This window comes from Rhodococcus sp. C1, assembly GCF_020809065.1.
GTDB classification, from domain to species: Bacteria; Actinomycetota; Actinomycetes; order Mycobacteriales; family Mycobacteriaceae; genus Rhodococcus_F; species Rhodococcus_F qingshengii.
This window is the reverse complement of record NZ_CP078080.1, coordinates 5,024,655-5,039,711: the sequence shown is the minus strand read 5'-3', so window position 1 is coordinate 5,039,711 and position 15,057 is coordinate 5,024,655. Positions and strand designations below refer to the sequence as shown.

Annotated in this window: 15 protein-coding genes; 11 read left to right on the top strand and 4 right to left on the bottom strand. The window is 63.5% G+C overall.

The window, feature by feature from the left end:
* Positions 1 to 3 precede the first annotated feature (3 nt).
* The 8 genes from KTR60_RS23110 (at position 4) to purM (ending at position 8,059) form a co-directional block, all read left to right on the top strand.
* A complete protein-coding gene (locus tag KTR60_RS23110; protein ID WP_047271085.1) occupies positions 4 to 1,788 on the top strand; it encodes an alpha/beta hydrolase in 1,785 nt (594 codons plus the stop codon).
* Positions 1,785 to 2,441: a CPBP family intramembrane glutamic endopeptidase gene (locus tag KTR60_RS23105; protein ID WP_047271084.1), complete on the top strand. Its 657-nt coding sequence runs from the start codon at positions 1,785 to 1,787 to the stop codon at positions 2,439 to 2,441. The genes KTR60_RS23110 and KTR60_RS23105 overlap by 4 nt, the downstream gene beginning before the upstream one ends.
* A complete protein-coding gene (locus KTR60_RS23100; protein WP_007733822.1) occupies positions 2,441 to 2,830 on the top strand; it encodes a sterol carrier family protein in 390 nt (129 codons plus the stop codon). Before KTR60_RS23105 ends, KTR60_RS23100 begins: the two co-directional genes overlap by 1 nt.
* A 170-nt stretch (positions 2,831 to 3,000) precedes the next feature.
* Entirely contained in the window at positions 3,001 to 4,578 is a 1,578-nt protein-coding gene (gene purF, locus KTR60_RS23095; RefSeq protein ID WP_003940541.1) for an amidophosphoribosyltransferase, read from the top strand.
* Between the two features lie 144 nt (positions 4,579 to 4,722).
* Entirely contained in the window at positions 4,723 to 5,331 is a 609-nt protein-coding gene (locus tag KTR60_RS23090; protein ID WP_003940441.1) for an AIM24 family protein, read from the top strand.
* A gap of 3 nt (positions 5,332 to 5,334) precedes the next feature.
* A complete protein-coding gene (locus KTR60_RS23085) occupies positions 5,335 to 6,012 on the top strand; it encodes an AIM24 family protein (RefSeq protein WP_003939918.1) in 678 nt (225 codons plus the stop codon).
* 13 nt (positions 6,013 to 6,025) lie between these two features.
* Entirely contained in the window at positions 6,026 to 6,772 is a 747-nt protein-coding gene (locus KTR60_RS23080; RefSeq protein ID WP_003939813.1) for an AIM24 family protein, read from the top strand.
* Positions 6,773 to 6,979: 207 nt separating this feature from the next.
* Positions 6,980 to 8,059, top strand: a complete 1,080-nt coding sequence (gene purM, locus KTR60_RS23075) for a phosphoribosylformylglycinamidine cyclo-ligase (protein WP_003940225.1) — start codon at positions 6,980 to 6,982, stop codon at positions 8,057 to 8,059.
* 150 nt (positions 8,060 to 8,209) lie between these two features.
* Here purM and KTR60_RS23070 read toward each other — a convergent pair whose 3' ends face one another.
* The 4 genes from KTR60_RS23070 to KTR60_RS23055 all read right to left on the bottom strand — a co-directional run bounded on the left by KTR60_RS23070 (position 8,210) and on the right by KTR60_RS23055 (position 11,352).
* Positions 8,210 to 8,413, bottom strand: coding sequence for a DUF3073 domain-containing protein (locus tag KTR60_RS23070; RefSeq protein WP_003940337.1), 204 nt, complete (start codon positions 8,411 to 8,413; stop codon positions 8,210 to 8,212).
* A 202-nt stretch (positions 8,414 to 8,615) separates the two neighbouring features.
* The gene (locus KTR60_RS23065) at positions 8,616 to 9,569 is read right to left on the bottom strand and encodes an asparaginase (RefSeq protein WP_003940365.1); all 954 of its coding nucleotides are present in this window, start codon (positions 9,567 to 9,569) and stop codon (positions 8,616 to 8,618) included.
* On the bottom strand, positions 9,566 to 10,234 hold the full coding sequence (locus tag KTR60_RS23060) for an MOSC domain-containing protein (RefSeq protein ID WP_042451408.1): 669 nt from the start codon (positions 10,232 to 10,234) through the stop codon (positions 9,566 to 9,568). Before KTR60_RS23060 ends, KTR60_RS23065 begins: the two co-directional genes overlap by 4 nt.
* Complete coding sequence (locus KTR60_RS23055; protein WP_007733828.1) at positions 10,231 to 11,352, bottom strand: YgfZ/GcvT domain-containing protein; 1,122 nt, start codon at positions 11,350 to 11,352, stop codon at positions 10,231 to 10,233. The genes KTR60_RS23060 and KTR60_RS23055 overlap by 4 nt, the downstream gene beginning before the upstream one ends.
* A gap of 79 nt (positions 11,353 to 11,431) precedes the next feature.
* Between KTR60_RS23055 and KTR60_RS23050 the strand changes: the two genes are divergently transcribed.
* The 3 genes from KTR60_RS23050 (at position 11,432) to cydB (ending at position 15,002) form a co-directional block, all read left to right on the top strand.
* Positions 11,432 to 12,295: an aminodeoxychorismate lyase gene (locus KTR60_RS23050; protein WP_007733829.1), complete on the top strand. Its 864-nt coding sequence runs from the start codon at positions 11,432 to 11,434 to the stop codon at positions 12,293 to 12,295.
* Between the two features lie 154 nt (positions 12,296 to 12,449).
* The gene (locus KTR60_RS23045; protein ID WP_007733830.1) at positions 12,450 to 13,949 is read left to right on the top strand and encodes a cytochrome ubiquinol oxidase subunit I; all 1,500 of its coding nucleotides are present in this window, start codon (positions 12,450 to 12,452) and stop codon (positions 13,947 to 13,949) included.
* Positions 13,950 to 13,958: 9 nt separating this feature from the next.
* A complete protein-coding gene (gene cydB / locus KTR60_RS23040) occupies positions 13,959 to 15,002 on the top strand; it encodes a cytochrome d ubiquinol oxidase subunit II (RefSeq protein WP_003939727.1) in 1,044 nt (347 codons plus the stop codon).
* The last annotated feature ends 55 nt before the right edge of the window (positions 15,003 to 15,057 follow it).

The following is a 15,057-nucleotide window of genomic DNA, read 5'->3' as shown; positions in this document are numbered from 1 at the left end:
TAGATGGTCGATTCCGGAGAACTGACTTCTTCTGACAGCCAGCCGCAGGAACACCACCCGCGGCTGGCTGTTCCCGCACCCCTCGAGAAGCTCGACAACCGCTTCACCGAGTGGGCGTGGGGGCTCCTCAAACTCGACTTCACCGGCATCGCGTTTGCCGCGTTCTTCTTCTGCTGGTCGTTGACCCCTTCGCTGTTGCCGCGCGATTGGCTTTTCCAAGGTCTGATCGGCGGTATCAACTCGGCCATCGGCTACGGCGTCGGTACTGCGATCGGTTGGGCTGTCGAGCGATACCTGCTCAGCGGTCGACGGTGGTGGCCACTGCCCGAGCCGGTGCCTTCCGCGATCAAGGTCTTCGTTCCGGTCGCGTCCATCGTCGCGGCGATCATCATGCTGGTCTACGCGGCCGGGTGGCAACGTGAAATCGCGGCACTGACCGATGCCGAAGGCACGACCACTTCCGGCTACATCCGAACCCTCGGACTGAGCCTGCTCGTCGGTGGCCTGCTCATCTCGATCTGGCGGGTCCTCCACGATCTGGTGAAACTGATTGCCCGACAGCTGATGCGGCGGTTCCACTGGTCACGGTCGGTGGCCAATGGCGTCGGTGTCCTGGTTGTCACCGTCCTGTTCTTCATGCTGGTCGACGGCGTCCTGGTCCGCGGAATCTATGCAGCGACCAACTCGATCTTCAGTCTGCAGAACTCGACCACTCGCGACGGCGTCGTCGAACCGCAGGATCCGATGAAATCGGGTAGCCCCGAATCAGCCGCTCCCTGGGACACATTGGGGTTCGAGGGACGAAACTTCGTCTCGCGCGGACTCGACGCGCAGGAACTCGAAGCGGCAACCGGTAAGCCTGCGATGGATCCGATTCGCGTATATGCCGGACTTGAAAGCGCCGAAGATCCCGAAGAGCGTATGGATCTGGTCATCAAGGAGCTGGAGCGAACCGGCGCCTTCCAACGCAAGGTCCTCGTGGTCATTCCGACGACGGGTACGGGGTGGGTCAATCCCACTGCGGCACAGGCAATCGAACTTGTGCATGACGGCGACACTGCTCTTGTCGCCAGCCAGTACTCGTACCTGCCGAGTTGGATCTCGTTCCTCGCCGACCAGGAGAAGGCGCAAGCTGCCGGACGCCTGTTGATCGAGCGGGTACACGAAAGATGGCTCCAGGAACCGGAAGCCACCAGGCCGAAGTTCATGGTCTACGGCGAGAGCCTCGGCGTCATGGCCGGCGCCGGAGCCTTCGACACACTGCAGGCGGCACGCGATACCGCCGACGGAATTCTGTGGGTTGGCCCACCGAACGCGACGCAGTTGTGGCGTTCGATCGAGAAGAGGCGCGATCCAGGCACTCCCGAAGTAGCTCCTGTCTACGCGGACGGCTTGGCCGGCGTGCGGTTCGCGGATCGCTCCGAAGACATTCCGACCGACGGGATGACGTGGCCGCAGCCGCGGGTTCTGTTTGTCCAGCACCCTTCCGATCCAGTGGTGTGGTGGTCACCCGACCTCATGTTCAATCGGCCCGAGTGGCTCAAGGAAGTGCCCGGTTTCGACCGCTCGCCGTCAATGAAATGGTTCCCGGTCGTGACGTTCTGGCAGGTGTCTGCAGACCTCGGTAACGCCGCGGGAGTTCCGGACGGCCATGGTCACAATTACGGAACCTCCGTTCTGGACGCCTGGATCAGCGTCGTCCAGCCTGAGGGATGGACGGCCGCAGAAACCGAGCGGGTGCGGTCGGCATTGGTTGTCGCCGTGAAATCAGAGGGCCCCGAGAAGTGAGGGGAGTCGCCTCGATCGCGCTCTCCGCTACCGCGATCACCTGGAGCAACGTCGTGCTTCCGGCATTCGGTCTTTCGCCCCGAGCCCGCGCCGTGGTCAACACCGCGGCCGGTCTGTCGGCCATCGGAGTCCTACTCGCACGTGGTTACACCCGCGAGGAACTCGGCTTGGCGCACACCGGCATTCGTGGTGGTTCTCAGTTCGGCGGAGCCGCGGCGGGGGCGGTCCTCACGGGCTACAGCGTCGCTTTGGCCGTTCCCTCCTTGCGCGCGACTCTCGCTGCCGACGAGCGAGCAGACGGCCGCGAAGACTTCCTCGAATGGATCATCCTGCACATCCCGTTCGGGACGGTGCTCTCCGAGGAACTGTTGTTCCGTAGCGCGATGTCGGCCGTCTGGAGCCGCGAACTGAACAGGCCGACCGCGCAGGCTGTTCACGCACTGACCTTCGGGCTGTGGCACGTCGCTCCCGCCCGCGGTGCCGGCGACAACGTTCCCGCAGCCGTGGCGTTCACCGGCGCTTCGGCATTGCTGTTCGAGTGGCTGCACCGCCGTGGCGGCAGCGTACTTGCCCCCGCCCTGCTGCACCTGGCCACGAATGCCGGTGGCGCACTTGCCGTTCGTATCGCTACTCGCAGACATGGAGTGAACTGATGCCGCCCCGCCGCGCCGTCGACCCCGCCGAATTTCGTGCCGCCGTCCTGGCCGTCGGCCCGTGGCTTCGAGATCCGGAACTGCCGAAGCCTTCGCGCAGTGAACTCGGTGCGGCAGTGAAGATGAGTGCGCGCACTCTCGAACAGATCGCCCCCGGATCGAGCGTCGAGGTGCGGGTCCCACCGTTTGTTGCGGTGCAATGCATCGAAGGTCCGCGTCACACGCGCGGAACCCCGCCCAACGTCGTCGAGACGGACGCTCGGACGTGGTTGCAGATGGTCACCGGATTGCTCGAGTTCTCCGAGGCCTCAGGTGACGGAAGAGTCGACGCCTCAGGTAGCCGCGCTCCCGAAATTGCGCACTGGCTCCCACTGCTGCGGTTGACCTAGCAACAGAGGGGTTGGCGTAGTGACAGAGTGGTTGACGCAGTAACAGAGAGAGACCATCCGGTTCGCTTCGGCGTGATCTGAGACCCAAGGCAGCCCTCAGGGGAAGTGAGTCCCAAAATGGCCGTAGACTGTGGATGCCCCCCAACCCCTGCCCACAAAGGGAGCGCCCGGTGACTCGTGCCGATCTGTCGGTCAACAGTCCAAATCTCCTCGCTTCGAACCCGTCCGACGAGGACGAGAACGAGCCCCGCGAAGAATGCGGTGTATTCGGCGTCTGGGCGCCGGGAGAGGATGTGGCGAAGCTCACTTATTACGGCCTGTACGCACTTCAGCACCGTGGTCAAGAAGCTGCCGGCATTGCGGTAGCCGACGGCTCCCAGGTGCTGGTGTTCAAGGATCTCGGCCTGGTCAGCCAGGTATTCGACGAGCAGACCCTCGCAGCGATGCCAGGTCACGTCGCCGTCGGACATTGCCGTTACTCCACCACCGGTTCCACGACGTGGGAGAACGCGCAGCCCATCTTCCGTACGACCACTGCCGGCACCGGCATCGCGCTCGGCCACAACGGCAACCTGGTCAACACCGCTGAACTCGCGAGCCGCACCCGTGCAGCCGGCCTGGTCAACGACAAGCGCCCCAATGCCGCGACTTCCGACTCCGACCTCATCGGTGGTCTCCTGGCACACGCTGCCGGCGACAGCACCATCGAACAGGCCGCGATGGAATTGCTTCCCACGTTGGAGGGCGCGTTCTGCCTCACCTTCATGGACGAGCACACGCTGTACGCAGCGCGGGATCCGCACGGCATCCGCCCGCTCTGCCTCGGTCGACTCGACCGCGGTTGGGTAGTCGCCAGCGAGACCGCAGCCCTCGACATCGTCGGTGCGTCGTTCGTTCGCGACATCGAACCCGGTGAGCTACTCGCGATCGACGCCGACGGCGTCCGCTCCTCGCGTTTCGCGAATCCGACGCCCAAGGGCTGTGTCTTCGAGTACGTCTACCTTGCCCGTCCCGACAGCGTCATCGGTGGCCGTTCGGTCCACTCGACCCGCGTCGAGATCGGCCGTCTGCTCGCCAGCGAGCATCCCGCCGAAGGTGACTTGGTCATCCCCGTTCCCGAGTCCGGCACCCCCGCAGCCGTCGGATACGCACAGGGCTCAGGCATCCCCTACGGCCAGGGTCTGATGAAGAACGCCTACGTGGGCCGTACCTTCATCCAGCCGTCGCAGACGATCCGTCAGCTCGGTATCAGGCTCAAGCTCAACCCGCTCAAGGAAGTCATCCGCGGCAAGCGCCTTGTGGTGGTGGACGATTCGATCGTCCGCGGTAACACTCAGCGTGCGCTCATCCGGATGCTCCGCGAAGCCGGCGCCCTCGAAATTCACGTCCGTATCGCCTCGCCGCCGGTCAAGTGGCCCTGCTTCTACGGCATCGACTTCGCCTCACCGGCCGAATTGATTGCCAACGGCGCAGGCGGACAGGATGCGACGTTCGAGGAAATGCTCGACGGTGTGCGTCGTTCCATCGGAGCGGACACGCTCGGATACATCTCCACCGAAGGCATGATCGCCGCCACCGAGCAGCCGGCCAGCCGTCTGTGCGCCGCGTGCTTCGACGGGACCTACCCGATCGCGCTTCCCAAGGAAACCTCGATCGGCAAGAACGTCCTCGAGGGGATGCTCGAGAGCACCGCAGGTTCGACGGCCACTCGCGACAACGACAACGCGAGCGCGCTCAGCCGGCCCTGAACATCAGAATCGTTGAAATTCGACAGCCGAGAATCTGCCGTCCACAGCATGTGGGCGGCAGATTTTCTGTTCACGACTTTCTGTTCCACGACACGGCATACGTCGTGAGCATCTGGCATAGTGCCCTCCGTGGCGCAACTGAGAATGGATGGGCACCGGGTCCTGGTCGCAGACCTGGTGGGGGACACCATCAAAGCGATCAACGGCTCGATGGTGGCGTACGAGGGTGCGATCACCTTCAAGAACGCCGGAATGGGCGGTGGTGGCGGGCTGCGTGCCGCGCTGAAACAGAAGGCGGCAGGTGAATCACTGTCCCTGATGGAAGTCAGTGGTCAAGGCACCGTCTATTTCGCGGTCGATGCCCAGGACATCACGATCATCGAGCTCAACAACGACGCTCTGCACGTGGAAGCGTCACAGTTGCTCGCATTGGTCGGACAACTGCGAACCGACGTGAAATTTGCCGGCCTCCGCGGCGCAGGTTCCGGACAGGGCTTGTTCACGACGGTCGTCAGCGGCACCGGTCTGGTGGCCGTGCTGTCGAAGGGCGGACCGATCATCGCGCTCGAAGTCAGCCCGCAGTATCCGCTGGTTGCCGATCCCGACGCATTCGTCGCGCACCGTGGCCAGCTGAACCAGAGCTTCGTCACCGACGTCACCTGGCGCTCCGCGATCGGCGGTGGCAGCGGTGAAGCGTTCTCGCTGCGATTCGACGGATCCGGAGTCGTCTACATCCAGCCCGAGGAGCGCTGAACCATGCCGTTGGAATTGGTGAACAGCAAGGTCGTCAAGTCGACCCTCGCGCCGGGCCAGAACGTGCTCGCCCGCACCGGGTCGATGCTCTACTACACCGGTGACGTCCGCTTCATCCCGCACAGCATGGGCGGTGGGCCCGGCGCCATGCCGAACATGGGCGGGATCGCCGGGATGGCCGGCCGCATGATGTCCGGCGAACACGCACGCATGATGGCGGCCGAGGGAAACGGTGAGGTCTTCTACGGGCACGCCGGCTTGTACGTCGAGGTCATCCACCTCGACGGGTCGTCAATGCTCACCGTCGAAGCCGACCGACTCCTCGCACACGACGGTTACCTCCAGAGTTCGATAGTCGCTCTCACGTCGCAGGGCGGCGTGCGCGGAGCAGTACGCGGCGCCATGACCGGTCAAGGACTGTTCACGACGCAGTTGCACGGACAGGGAAGCGTCGCGGTCCTCTCGCACGGGGGCGCGATTCCGTTGCAGGTCGGTCCGAACAATCCTCAGGTCGTCGTCGACCCGCAGGCATACGTGTGCCACATCGGTCAGATCAACGTCGACATCTCCGCGAACGTCGGCTGGCGCGAGGCCGTCGGCAAGGGCTCGGGGGAGTCCATCCAGCTGAAGATGACCGGCGCCGGCACCGTCTGGGTCCAGGCGTCCGAGCAGAAGTTCTGAGAGGGCACAGAGCATGGGTATCGAAATTCACAATCCGGCAACTCTGCCCGCCAACGACAACGTCCCGGGCAACGATTACGCCTTCTGCGTCGAGATGGCCGGACAACCGTGGTTCACGTCCAAGGGCGCGATGATCGCGTACTACGGAAACATCAACTTCGAGCCGCTCGGGCGCACGAGCATGACGGCGATCGTCGCGGCCAGGTTCTCTTCACCGCTCTACGCGGACGACTGGGTGCTCGCTCAGGGACAGGGCAAGTTGATCCTCGGGGACCGCGGATTCAACATCAATTCCTACGACCTCGACGACGGCAACCTCACGATTCGCGCGGCCAATCTCCTCGCCTTCGAGACCAGCCTGGACCTCAAACAGTCCATCGTCCCAGGCTTTTTGACGCTACTGGGGACAGGCAAGTTCCTGGCGTCGTCCAATGGCCCGGTCATGTTCGCGGAGCCGCCGCTGCGCATCGACCCGCAGGCGTTGGTGGGTTGGGCCGACTGCCCGTCGCCGTCCCACCACTTCGATGCCGACTGGATGCAGAGCTTCCTGGGCGCGGTTCGCGGAAGCATGTTCGGCGCGAATACCGGCGAAGAACGCCAGTTCGATTTCACCGGAGCCGGGACGGTACTGATCCAGTCGAGCGAGAAGGTCGTCCACGACGGACACCTCCTCAAACACATCGAATCCGAGACGGTCGCACTCGGGCAGAACAGTCTGCGCGCACTGCACGCCTCGATCGGTGCGCGGCTGCAGAACTGACGTCTCGGGGTACGCGAGGTCTCACCGAGGGGGCCGGTCCGGTAGCGTATGGGCGTAATCGTCGGTATTTGTGTGCGCGCTCTGGGTCTCGAGTCGAACGATCCATCTCGCGTCACGAGGATTGCAAACACTTCACATTGCAAGACCACTTACCTGTGCACGAGCAATACGTGCTCGCGAGAAATACAAGGCTGGAGTAGTAACCCGATGACCGAGGACAGTCACCGCACCGCAGGCGCCTCCTACGCGGCAGCAGGAGTCGATATCGCCGCAGGCGACCGGGCGGTGGAACTCTTCGCCCCTCTGGCCAAGAAGGCCAGCCGCCCCGAGGTCATGGGTGGCCTCGGTGGTTTCGCCGGCTTGTTCTCCCTCAAGGGTGACTACAAGGAGCCGTTGCTCGCCGCATCGACCGACGGCGTCGGAACCAAGCTCGCTGTCGCGCAGGCGATGGACAAGCACGACACGGTCGGACTCGACCTCGTCGCCATGGTTGTCGACGACCTCGTCGTCTGTGGCGCCGAGCCGCTGTTCCTCCAGGACTACATCGCCGTCGGCCGGGTCATCCCCGAGCGCGTCGCGGAATTGGTCAGCGGAATCGCCGAGGGCTGCATCCAGGCCGGCTGCGCTCTCCTCGGCGGCGAGACCGCCGAGCACCCCGGCATCATGGCCGACGGTGACTACGACCTCTCCGCCACCGGTGTCGGCGTCGTGGAGGCAGAGAAGCTGCTCGGACCGGATCGCGTTCGCCCCGGCGACGTCGTCATCGCGATGGGTTCTTCGGGACTGCACTCCAACGGTTACTCACTGGCCCGCAAGGTCCTGCTCGAGATCGACCGCATGAACCTGAGCGCACACGTCGACGAGTTCGGCCGCACGCTCGGTGAGGAGCTGCTCGAGCCCACCAAGATCTACGCCAAGGACTGCCTGGCACTCGCTGCCGAGACCGACGTGCGCACGTTCTGCCACGTCACCGGTGGCGGCCTCGCCAACAACCTCGCGCGCGTCATGCCCAAGGGCTTGGTCGCCGAACTCGATCGCGGAACCTGGAGCCCCGCTCCGGTCTTCGCCATGATCGCGCAACGCGGACGCGTCGAGCGCGCCGAGATGGAGCAGACGTTCAACATGGGCGTCGGCATGGTCGCCGTCGTCGCACCCGAGGACGTCGACCGCGCACTTGCCGTCCTCACCGCACGCCACATCGACTGCTGGACGCTCGGTAGCGTCAAGAAGGCGTCGGACGCCGCTGCAGAGCGTGCGTTCCTGGCCGGAGACCACCCGCGCTTCTAGACCGCAACGTCAACTGCCCCATCGGAGAGATCCGGTGGGGCAGTTTTGTGTGTCCGTGCAAGCAGACGCGAGGCGGAAAATGGAACGCAAAAATGAGGAAGAGCGATCAGCTCTTCCTCATTTCACAGTCTGCGCGGTGGCAGTGCGCGGTCAACGCCGCCAGTCGTCGTAGTCGTCCTCTCGCGCATGCCCTTCCCTATCGGAAGTCTGGTCCGATCGGACACTGCTCCGATGCGAGTTGGTCGATCCACCTGCGAGCTCTCTTTGCAGGCTGTCGAAATCCGTGGTCGGTACGCTGTATTTCAATTCGCGTGCAACCTTGGTCTGCTTTGCCTTAGCCCGGCCGCGGCCCATGGCTGACCCCCTCGCGCTTTCGCGGGGCGGCCTGGGGAATTTGGCGGCCCCGTTTGAGTGTGTAAGTTTCCTGACACACACTCTAGCGTGGAAAAGTCGCTTCCGCTTCCACGAAGGCCTCACCGCCGTGTCTGATTGCTCTCACTATGGCCGCGAGCTGCCAGGATGCTGAAAGAACTCGTCAGAACTTTGTGAGAACTGCTCAGAAGTTTCCGGGAATTGCGCGAATCGTCCCCACTCGGGCGTCGCCGCCGAAGACCGGAGCGGATGCGAGAGCCGCCAACTCCTCGGTCCACTCGGTGTTCATCCGCTTGAGCAGAGCTGCCGCCAAGGGCAGGAGCGCCCGCTCGTGACCGTCGTCGATCTTGAGGGCGAAAGCGGAACCGTCGGGAAGCGCTCCGGCGTAGATGCCGTCGTATCCGGTCTTGGAGAACAGACCCGGCACGGCGGACATCAGGCGCTGATCGTTGCGGCCGGTGCCCGAGACGAGGAAGGGGTTCTCGCGGACCGCGTCGGCCACAGCTCGTTCGGGTGAGTCGGGCTCAGCCGAGGGCAGGCGTCCGAATGCCCGAGCCAGGTTCGTGAGCGAGAGCGGCACGATCGGGAGACCACAACCGTCGATGCCGAGTTCCTGCTCTTCCTCGCCGCTGAGATCGAAGATCGTCTCCTGGATCGCGAGTTGGAGGGGATGAGTCGGCTCCATGTACGTCTCGAGCGGCCAGTCGTTCACGACGCACGTGGCGAGCATCGCGGAGTGCTTGCCCGAGCAGGTCATGTAGATCGGGCTGGGAAGCTCGCCCGCTGCGATCAGTTCGGCTCGGGCCAGTTCGTTGCCCGGCAGATCGGAGGGGCACTGCAACTGGTCGACACCGAGTTGGTAGCGAGCGAGAAGCGCTGCGACCAGTTCGATGTGATCGGCCTCGCCCGCATGTGAGGACGACGCGACGGCCAGCTCTTCCGGACTGGTGGGTGCAAAGCCGTTACGAAGCGCAGCGACGGCTTGCAGCGGCTTGTTCGCCGAGCGCGGGTAGATGGGTGTGTGAATTTCCCCGAGTCCGACAACGACCTCGCCGTCGGCGCCGAGAATGACGGCCGATCCGCGATGCACGCATTCGCGGAATCCGGAGCGGACCACTTCCACCAATTCGATACTCACGAGTGCACCTGCGCTTCTGCTTGTTCGATGAACCTCTGGACGCGCGCGGTGACGTTCGGTGCAAGGTCGGTGTGTTCTGCGAGGAGCCGTCGAAGCCGCTCAGGATCCGTTCCGGCGAAGACCTCTCGAACAGTCACTCCGTGATCCGGTACGTGGACTCGGGTGACCGAATCGCCCGCGGCGATCGTGCCGGTCCGGTTGACGCGAAGGTAGGCGCCGACGTCGGTCCGCTCGGTGAATCTTTTGACCCAGCCCTTTTCCGCGGCCCAGATGCCGAAGGTGCCGCACGGGACGCGGGGCGCGGTCACCTCGAGTTCGAGAACGTCCGACGCCTCGGCTCCGGTGATGTGCCAACGCTCGCCGATCACGGCGTCCGTGACGAGCATCCCGCTGATGTGAAGATTCTCGCCGAACCATCCGGGGCCGAGAGGTCGGCCCAATTCGTCCGACCAACGCTGCGCTTCGTCGCGCTGATACGCGTAGACAGCTTGGAAGGCACCGCCGTGGAACTCGGTGTCGCAGACGTAGTCGCCACCCAGACCGAGTCGTCCTACCGCGACGCGGCCGTCGACGGGACGCTTGTCGATCGCGGTACGGGGGACTCGCCTGACGCCACTGTCACGTTCGGTGTGGACGACGCAGACCGCGTCGACCATGCCCGTCACTTTCCGCGCAATCGGTTGACAGCCTCACGTCCGGCCTGGGGTGCGTCGTCCGCGACGATCGAATCCGGATCGATGGACGCAGCGCTGGGGCCGGCCATCAGTTCGGTGTCGACCGGGATGTTCCGCTTGATCAGAGCGAGTGCGATGGGGCCGAGCTCGTGATGATTGACGACGGTCCCGACGCGTCCGACGGCCCGTCCGCCCGCCGTGATCGGGTCACCCGGTTCCGGGACGGCTTCGGCGCTGCCGTCGAGGTGCAACATGACGAGATGGCGCGGGGGCTTGCCGAGATTGTGAACCCGGGCAACGGTTTCCTGACCGCGGTAGCACCCCTTGTCGAGGTGGACGGCGCCGTGCTCGGCCGGCCCACCGATCCAGTGGACCTCGTGCGGGATGGTCCGTTCGTCGGTGTCCAGTCCGAGGCGAGGCCTCGTCGCTTCGACGCGCAGTGCCTCGAAGGCCCAACTGCCGGCGGGCTTGGCGCCGGCATCGGTCAGCCTGGTCCACCACGCTGCCAGTTGCTCACGTGGGACGAGAAGATCGAAAGAGTTCTCGGTAGGCCACGGCATGCGGCGGACAAATCCGCCGTCGGCCAAGGCGTGAGCGTCGTAGGCCTCGGTGGGTGTCTGAACCTCGAGTGCGGCGAGGACAGTTGACGCTTCGGGTCCGATCAGGCTCAGGACCGCGAGTTCGTTGCCGTCACGAGGTTCGGCCTTGGACCAGAACACCATCTTCTTCAAGAAGGAGAGAAGGTCGGGTCCGCGGTTCGCCTCGGTGTCGATCCAGGTGACACCTGCCAGGTCCGTCTGCACGAAGTGGTGCTCGACGCGTCCGTTGACGTCCAGGCTCAAGTTCTCGGCACTCTTGCCGTCGGGGAGCGCGGCGATGTGCTGGCTCGAAATCGTGTGCAGCCACGTGAGGCGTTCGTCGCCGGGAATGGCGATCACGAATCTGTGACTGCGGTCGACCACCACTGCTGCGCGCTGCGCGGTTCGCTGTTCGCCGAGAGGATCGCCGTAGTGCCACGCGACACCGATGTCGGCCGAACCGTCCGGTGCGGTGACCGCGCCGGGGGAAGTCAGAAGTGGGCTGTTGGGCACAAGAGCGTTGTCGACCACGAGACCAGTCTAGGAGTGTGGGCGGGATCGCGGTTACAGGGCGGCCCCGGCGGCTTGGCGGATCGTTAGGGTTGATGGCATGCCTGATCGCGTATTGGTGACTCTCGACCATGAGGTGCTCGATGCTGACGCACCGTTTCTGCACGCCGACGACCTGGCGGTGGTGCGCGGCGACGGAGTCTTCGAGACGCTGTTGGTACGCGACGGCCGCGCCCGGGTGGTCGAGGGACACCTGAGTCGACTGGTTCTGAGCGCGCGGGCACTCGGTCTGCCCGCTCCCGTTCTCGATGATTGGCGTCTGGCGATCGAGATGGCTGCCGAGGAGTGGGGGACCGAGAAGGAAGGCGCTCTTCGTCTTGTTCTGACCCGCGGCCGTGAGAGCGGTGACAAGCCGACAGCCTTCGTGATGGTCGGTCCGGTGGCCGATCGGGTCAGACAGGTCCGCGAATCGGGGTTGTCGGTGATGACTCTCGAGCGAGGTTTCTCTGTCGATCTCTCTGCCCGGGCACCCTGGCAGCTACTGGGCGCGAAGACGTTGTCGTACGCAACCAACATGGCAGCGCTTCGATATGCGGCGAATTTGGGTGCTGACGATGTGATCTTCGTCAGTTCCGAGGGCAATGTGTTGGAGGGGCCACGCTCGACGGTGGTGATCGTTCGGGACAGGACTTTGATCACACCGCCTCCCGCACAGGGCATTTTGATGGGCACTACGCAGCGCGCCCTGTTCGACGTTGCCGGCAGTGCTCGCTTCGATTGCCGATACGAAACCCTCCGACCTGCGGATTTGATTGCGGCCGACGGAGTGTGGATGGTTTCGAGCGTCACGCTGGCCGCACGCGTCCATACACTCGACGGGCTCACATTGCCAGAGCCGAAGGTCTCCGGGGAATTCGCGGAATTGGTTGAACGTGCAATTGATTCGGATTCAGCAGGGCGATAGGCGAATAGGAATCGCGACAGGTCTCTACTACATTTGGTAGTAGCAAAGTCCTGCGGTCCAAACCGGACAGCAGTACCGTGTCCGCAGGGGCCGAGCGACTGCCCGCGTCTCGAACCCCGAAGCCTGTCCCAGGGCCCTACTCTCGGAGTAGCCAATGGATACTTTGGACGTCTCCAGGTGGCAGTTCGGTATCACTACCGTCTACCACTTCATCCTTGTTCCGCTGACCATCGGACTTGCGCCGATGATCGCGATCATGCAGACGATGTGGGTGGTCACCAAAAAGGACCACTGGTATCGGCTCACCAAGTTCTTCGGCAAGCTTTTCCTCATCAACTTCGCACTCGGTGTAGCCACCGGCATCGTGCAGGAGTTCCAGTTCGGCATGAACTGGAGCGAGTACTCGCGATTCGTCGGTGACGTCTTCGGAGCTCCGCTCGCATTGGAAGGCCTTGTCGCCTTCTTCATGGAGTCCGTCTTCATCGGACTCTGGATCTTCGGTTGGGGCAGGCTGCCCAAACTTGTACACCTGGCGTGCATTTGGCTCGTGGCGATCGGCGTCAACGCGTCGGCATTCTTCATCATCGCGGCCAACTCGTTCATGCAGCATCCGGTCGGTGCGACGTACAACCCTGAAACGGGTCGTGCCGAGCTCACCAGTATCTGGGAGCTGCTGACCAACAACACCGCTCTCGCTGCCTTCCCGCACGCGGTTGCCGGCGCCTTCCTGACAGCGGCGACGTTCGTCGCCGGCATCAGTGGTTGGTGGATGGTGCGGAACATGCGCCGCGCCAAGCAGGCTGAGGCCGCCGAAGCCGAGCGCCTCGAAGCCGACGCACGGACGATGTACCGCCCGGCAACACGATTCGCGTTGCTCGTCATGATCGTGGCCGGAATCGGCATCATCTATACCGGTGACGTCCAAGGCAAGCTCATGTTCCAGCAGCAACCCATGAAGATGGCGTCGGCGGAATCGCTGTGCGACACCGAGATGGATCCGGACTTCTCGATCCTCACTATCGGCACTCACAACAACTGTGACAGCGTGACGCACGTTCTGAAGGTGCCGTTCGTTCTTCCATGGTTGGCCGAGGGCAAGTTCACCGGCGTCGAACTGCAAGGCGTGAACCAACTGCAGGAGCAGGCGGAGCAGGACTTCGGACCGGGTAACTACCGACCGAATCTCTTTGTCACGTACTGGTCTTTCCGCGCCATGATCGGCCTCGCCGCCGGTTCGGCAGCACTGGCTCTCGCGGGACTGTGGGTCACTCGTAAGGGGCGGGTCCCGGACCAGAAGTGGTTCGGAATACTCAGCCTGGTCGCGATCCCCACTCCGTTCATGGCGAACAGCGCCGGTTGGATCTTCACCGAGATGGGCCGTCAGCCCTGGGTGGTGCATCCCAACCCGACCGGCGTCGACATGATCAGACTTACTGTCGACCAAGGTGTTTCGGACCACGCGTCGGCTACCGTCTGGGCTTCGCTGATCACCTTCACCCTGCTGTACGGAGCGCTGGGAGTCGTCTGGTTCAAGCTGATCGTGCGGTACGCGAAGGAAGGCCCGTTGGAGCACGACATGCATCCGCCGGGCGATACAGATCATGACGAGCCGGAAGATCCGGACAAGCCCAAACAACTGTCGTTCGCGTACTAGGAGGCGATCATGGGACTTCAAGAAGTATGGTTCGTGCTCGTCGCAGTACTGTTCATCGGTTACTTCGTCCTCGAAGGGTTCGACTTCGGTGTCGGAATGCTCATGCCGATCGTCGGCAGAGGCAGTGACCTCCCGGCCGATACGCGTCGACGGGTAGCGCTCAACACGATCGGCCCGGTGTGGGACGGCAACGAAGTGTGGCTGATCACCGCCGGTGGCGCGATGTTCGCGGCATTCCCGGAGTGGTACGCGACGTTGTTCTCCGGGTTCTATCTACCGCTGCTGATCATCCTGGTGGCCTTGATCGTTCGTATCTGTGCCATCGAATGGCGAAGCAAGATCGACGACGACAAATGGCGTCAGCGTTGCGACTGGGGCATCATCTTCGGCTCCTGGGTCCCGGCAGTTCTCTGGGGCGTGGCTTTCGCGAACATCGTTCGGGGCGTGGCGATCAACGCAGACAAGCAGGTCGAGTCGGGATTCTTCGATCTGCTCAATCCGTACGCGCTGCTCGGCGGTCTGACCACCGCGCTGGTGTTCGCTCTCCACGGTGCAGTGTTCCTGGCACTCAAGAGTGCCGACGAGGTTCGTGAAGATGCCGTGAAAATTGCTGCACGACTGGCAATTCCAGCTATTCCTGTTGCCGGCGGATTCGTTCTGTGGACCCAACTCGCCTACGGCAAGGGATGGACGTGGATTCTGGTAGCTGCCGCTGCTGCGGCACTGATCGGCGTCGTCTTCCTGACGCGGGCCGAGCGCGAAGGCTGGGCCTTCGTTCTCACCTGTGTGGCCGTCATCGCCACCGTCGTGCTGCTGTTCGCCTCGCTGTTCCCGAACGTCATGCCGTCGACGCTGGATCCGGCGTACAGCCTGACCATCGAGAACGCGTCGTCGAGTCCGTACACGCTCAAGGTGATGACGTGGGCCGCGGCATTCATGACGCCGGTGGTGATCATCTACCAGGGCTGGACGTACTGGGTGTTCCGACAGCGCATCTCCTCCAAGCAGATTCCGGCGTCGATCGGTCTGCGATTCAAGGAGAAGACGTGGTAGTCACGAACCCTGAATCACGACACATTCGAAACACGAAAGAACTGACGGTCGAATT

Coding starts and splice junctions, on each gene's coding strand:
- purM (WP_003940225.1), top strand. CDS start 6,980: ATGACCGAGGACAGTCACCGCACCGCAGGCGCCTCCTACGCGGCAGCA.
- KTR60_RS23100 (WP_007733822.1), top strand. CDS start 2,441: ATGCCGCCCCGCCGCGCCGTCGACCCCGCCGAATTTCGTGCCGCCGTC.
- KTR60_RS23085 (WP_003939918.1), top strand. CDS start 5,335: ATGCCGTTGGAATTGGTGAACAGCAAGGTCGTCAAGTCGACCCTCGCG.
- KTR60_RS23080 (WP_003939813.1), top strand. CDS start 6,026: ATGGGTATCGAAATTCACAATCCGGCAACTCTGCCCGCCAACGACAAC.
- KTR60_RS23110 (WP_047271085.1), top strand. CDS start 4: ATGGTCGATTCCGGAGAACTGACTTCTTCTGACAGCCAGCCGCAGGAA.
- KTR60_RS23045 (WP_007733830.1), top strand. CDS start 12,450: ATGGATACTTTGGACGTCTCCAGGTGGCAGTTCGGTATCACTACCGTC.
- KTR60_RS23050 (WP_007733829.1), top strand. CDS start 11,432: ATGCCTGATCGCGTATTGGTGACTCTCGACCATGAGGTGCTCGATGCT.
- cydB (WP_003939727.1), top strand. CDS start 13,959: ATGGGACTTCAAGAAGTATGGTTCGTGCTCGTCGCAGTACTGTTCATC.
- KTR60_RS23070 (WP_003940337.1), bottom strand. CDS start 8,413: ATGGGCCGCGGCCGGGCTAAGGCAAAGCAGACCAAGGTTGCACGCGAA.
- KTR60_RS23090 (WP_003940441.1), top strand. CDS start 4,723: ATGGATGGGCACCGGGTCCTGGTCGCAGACCTGGTGGGGGACACCATC.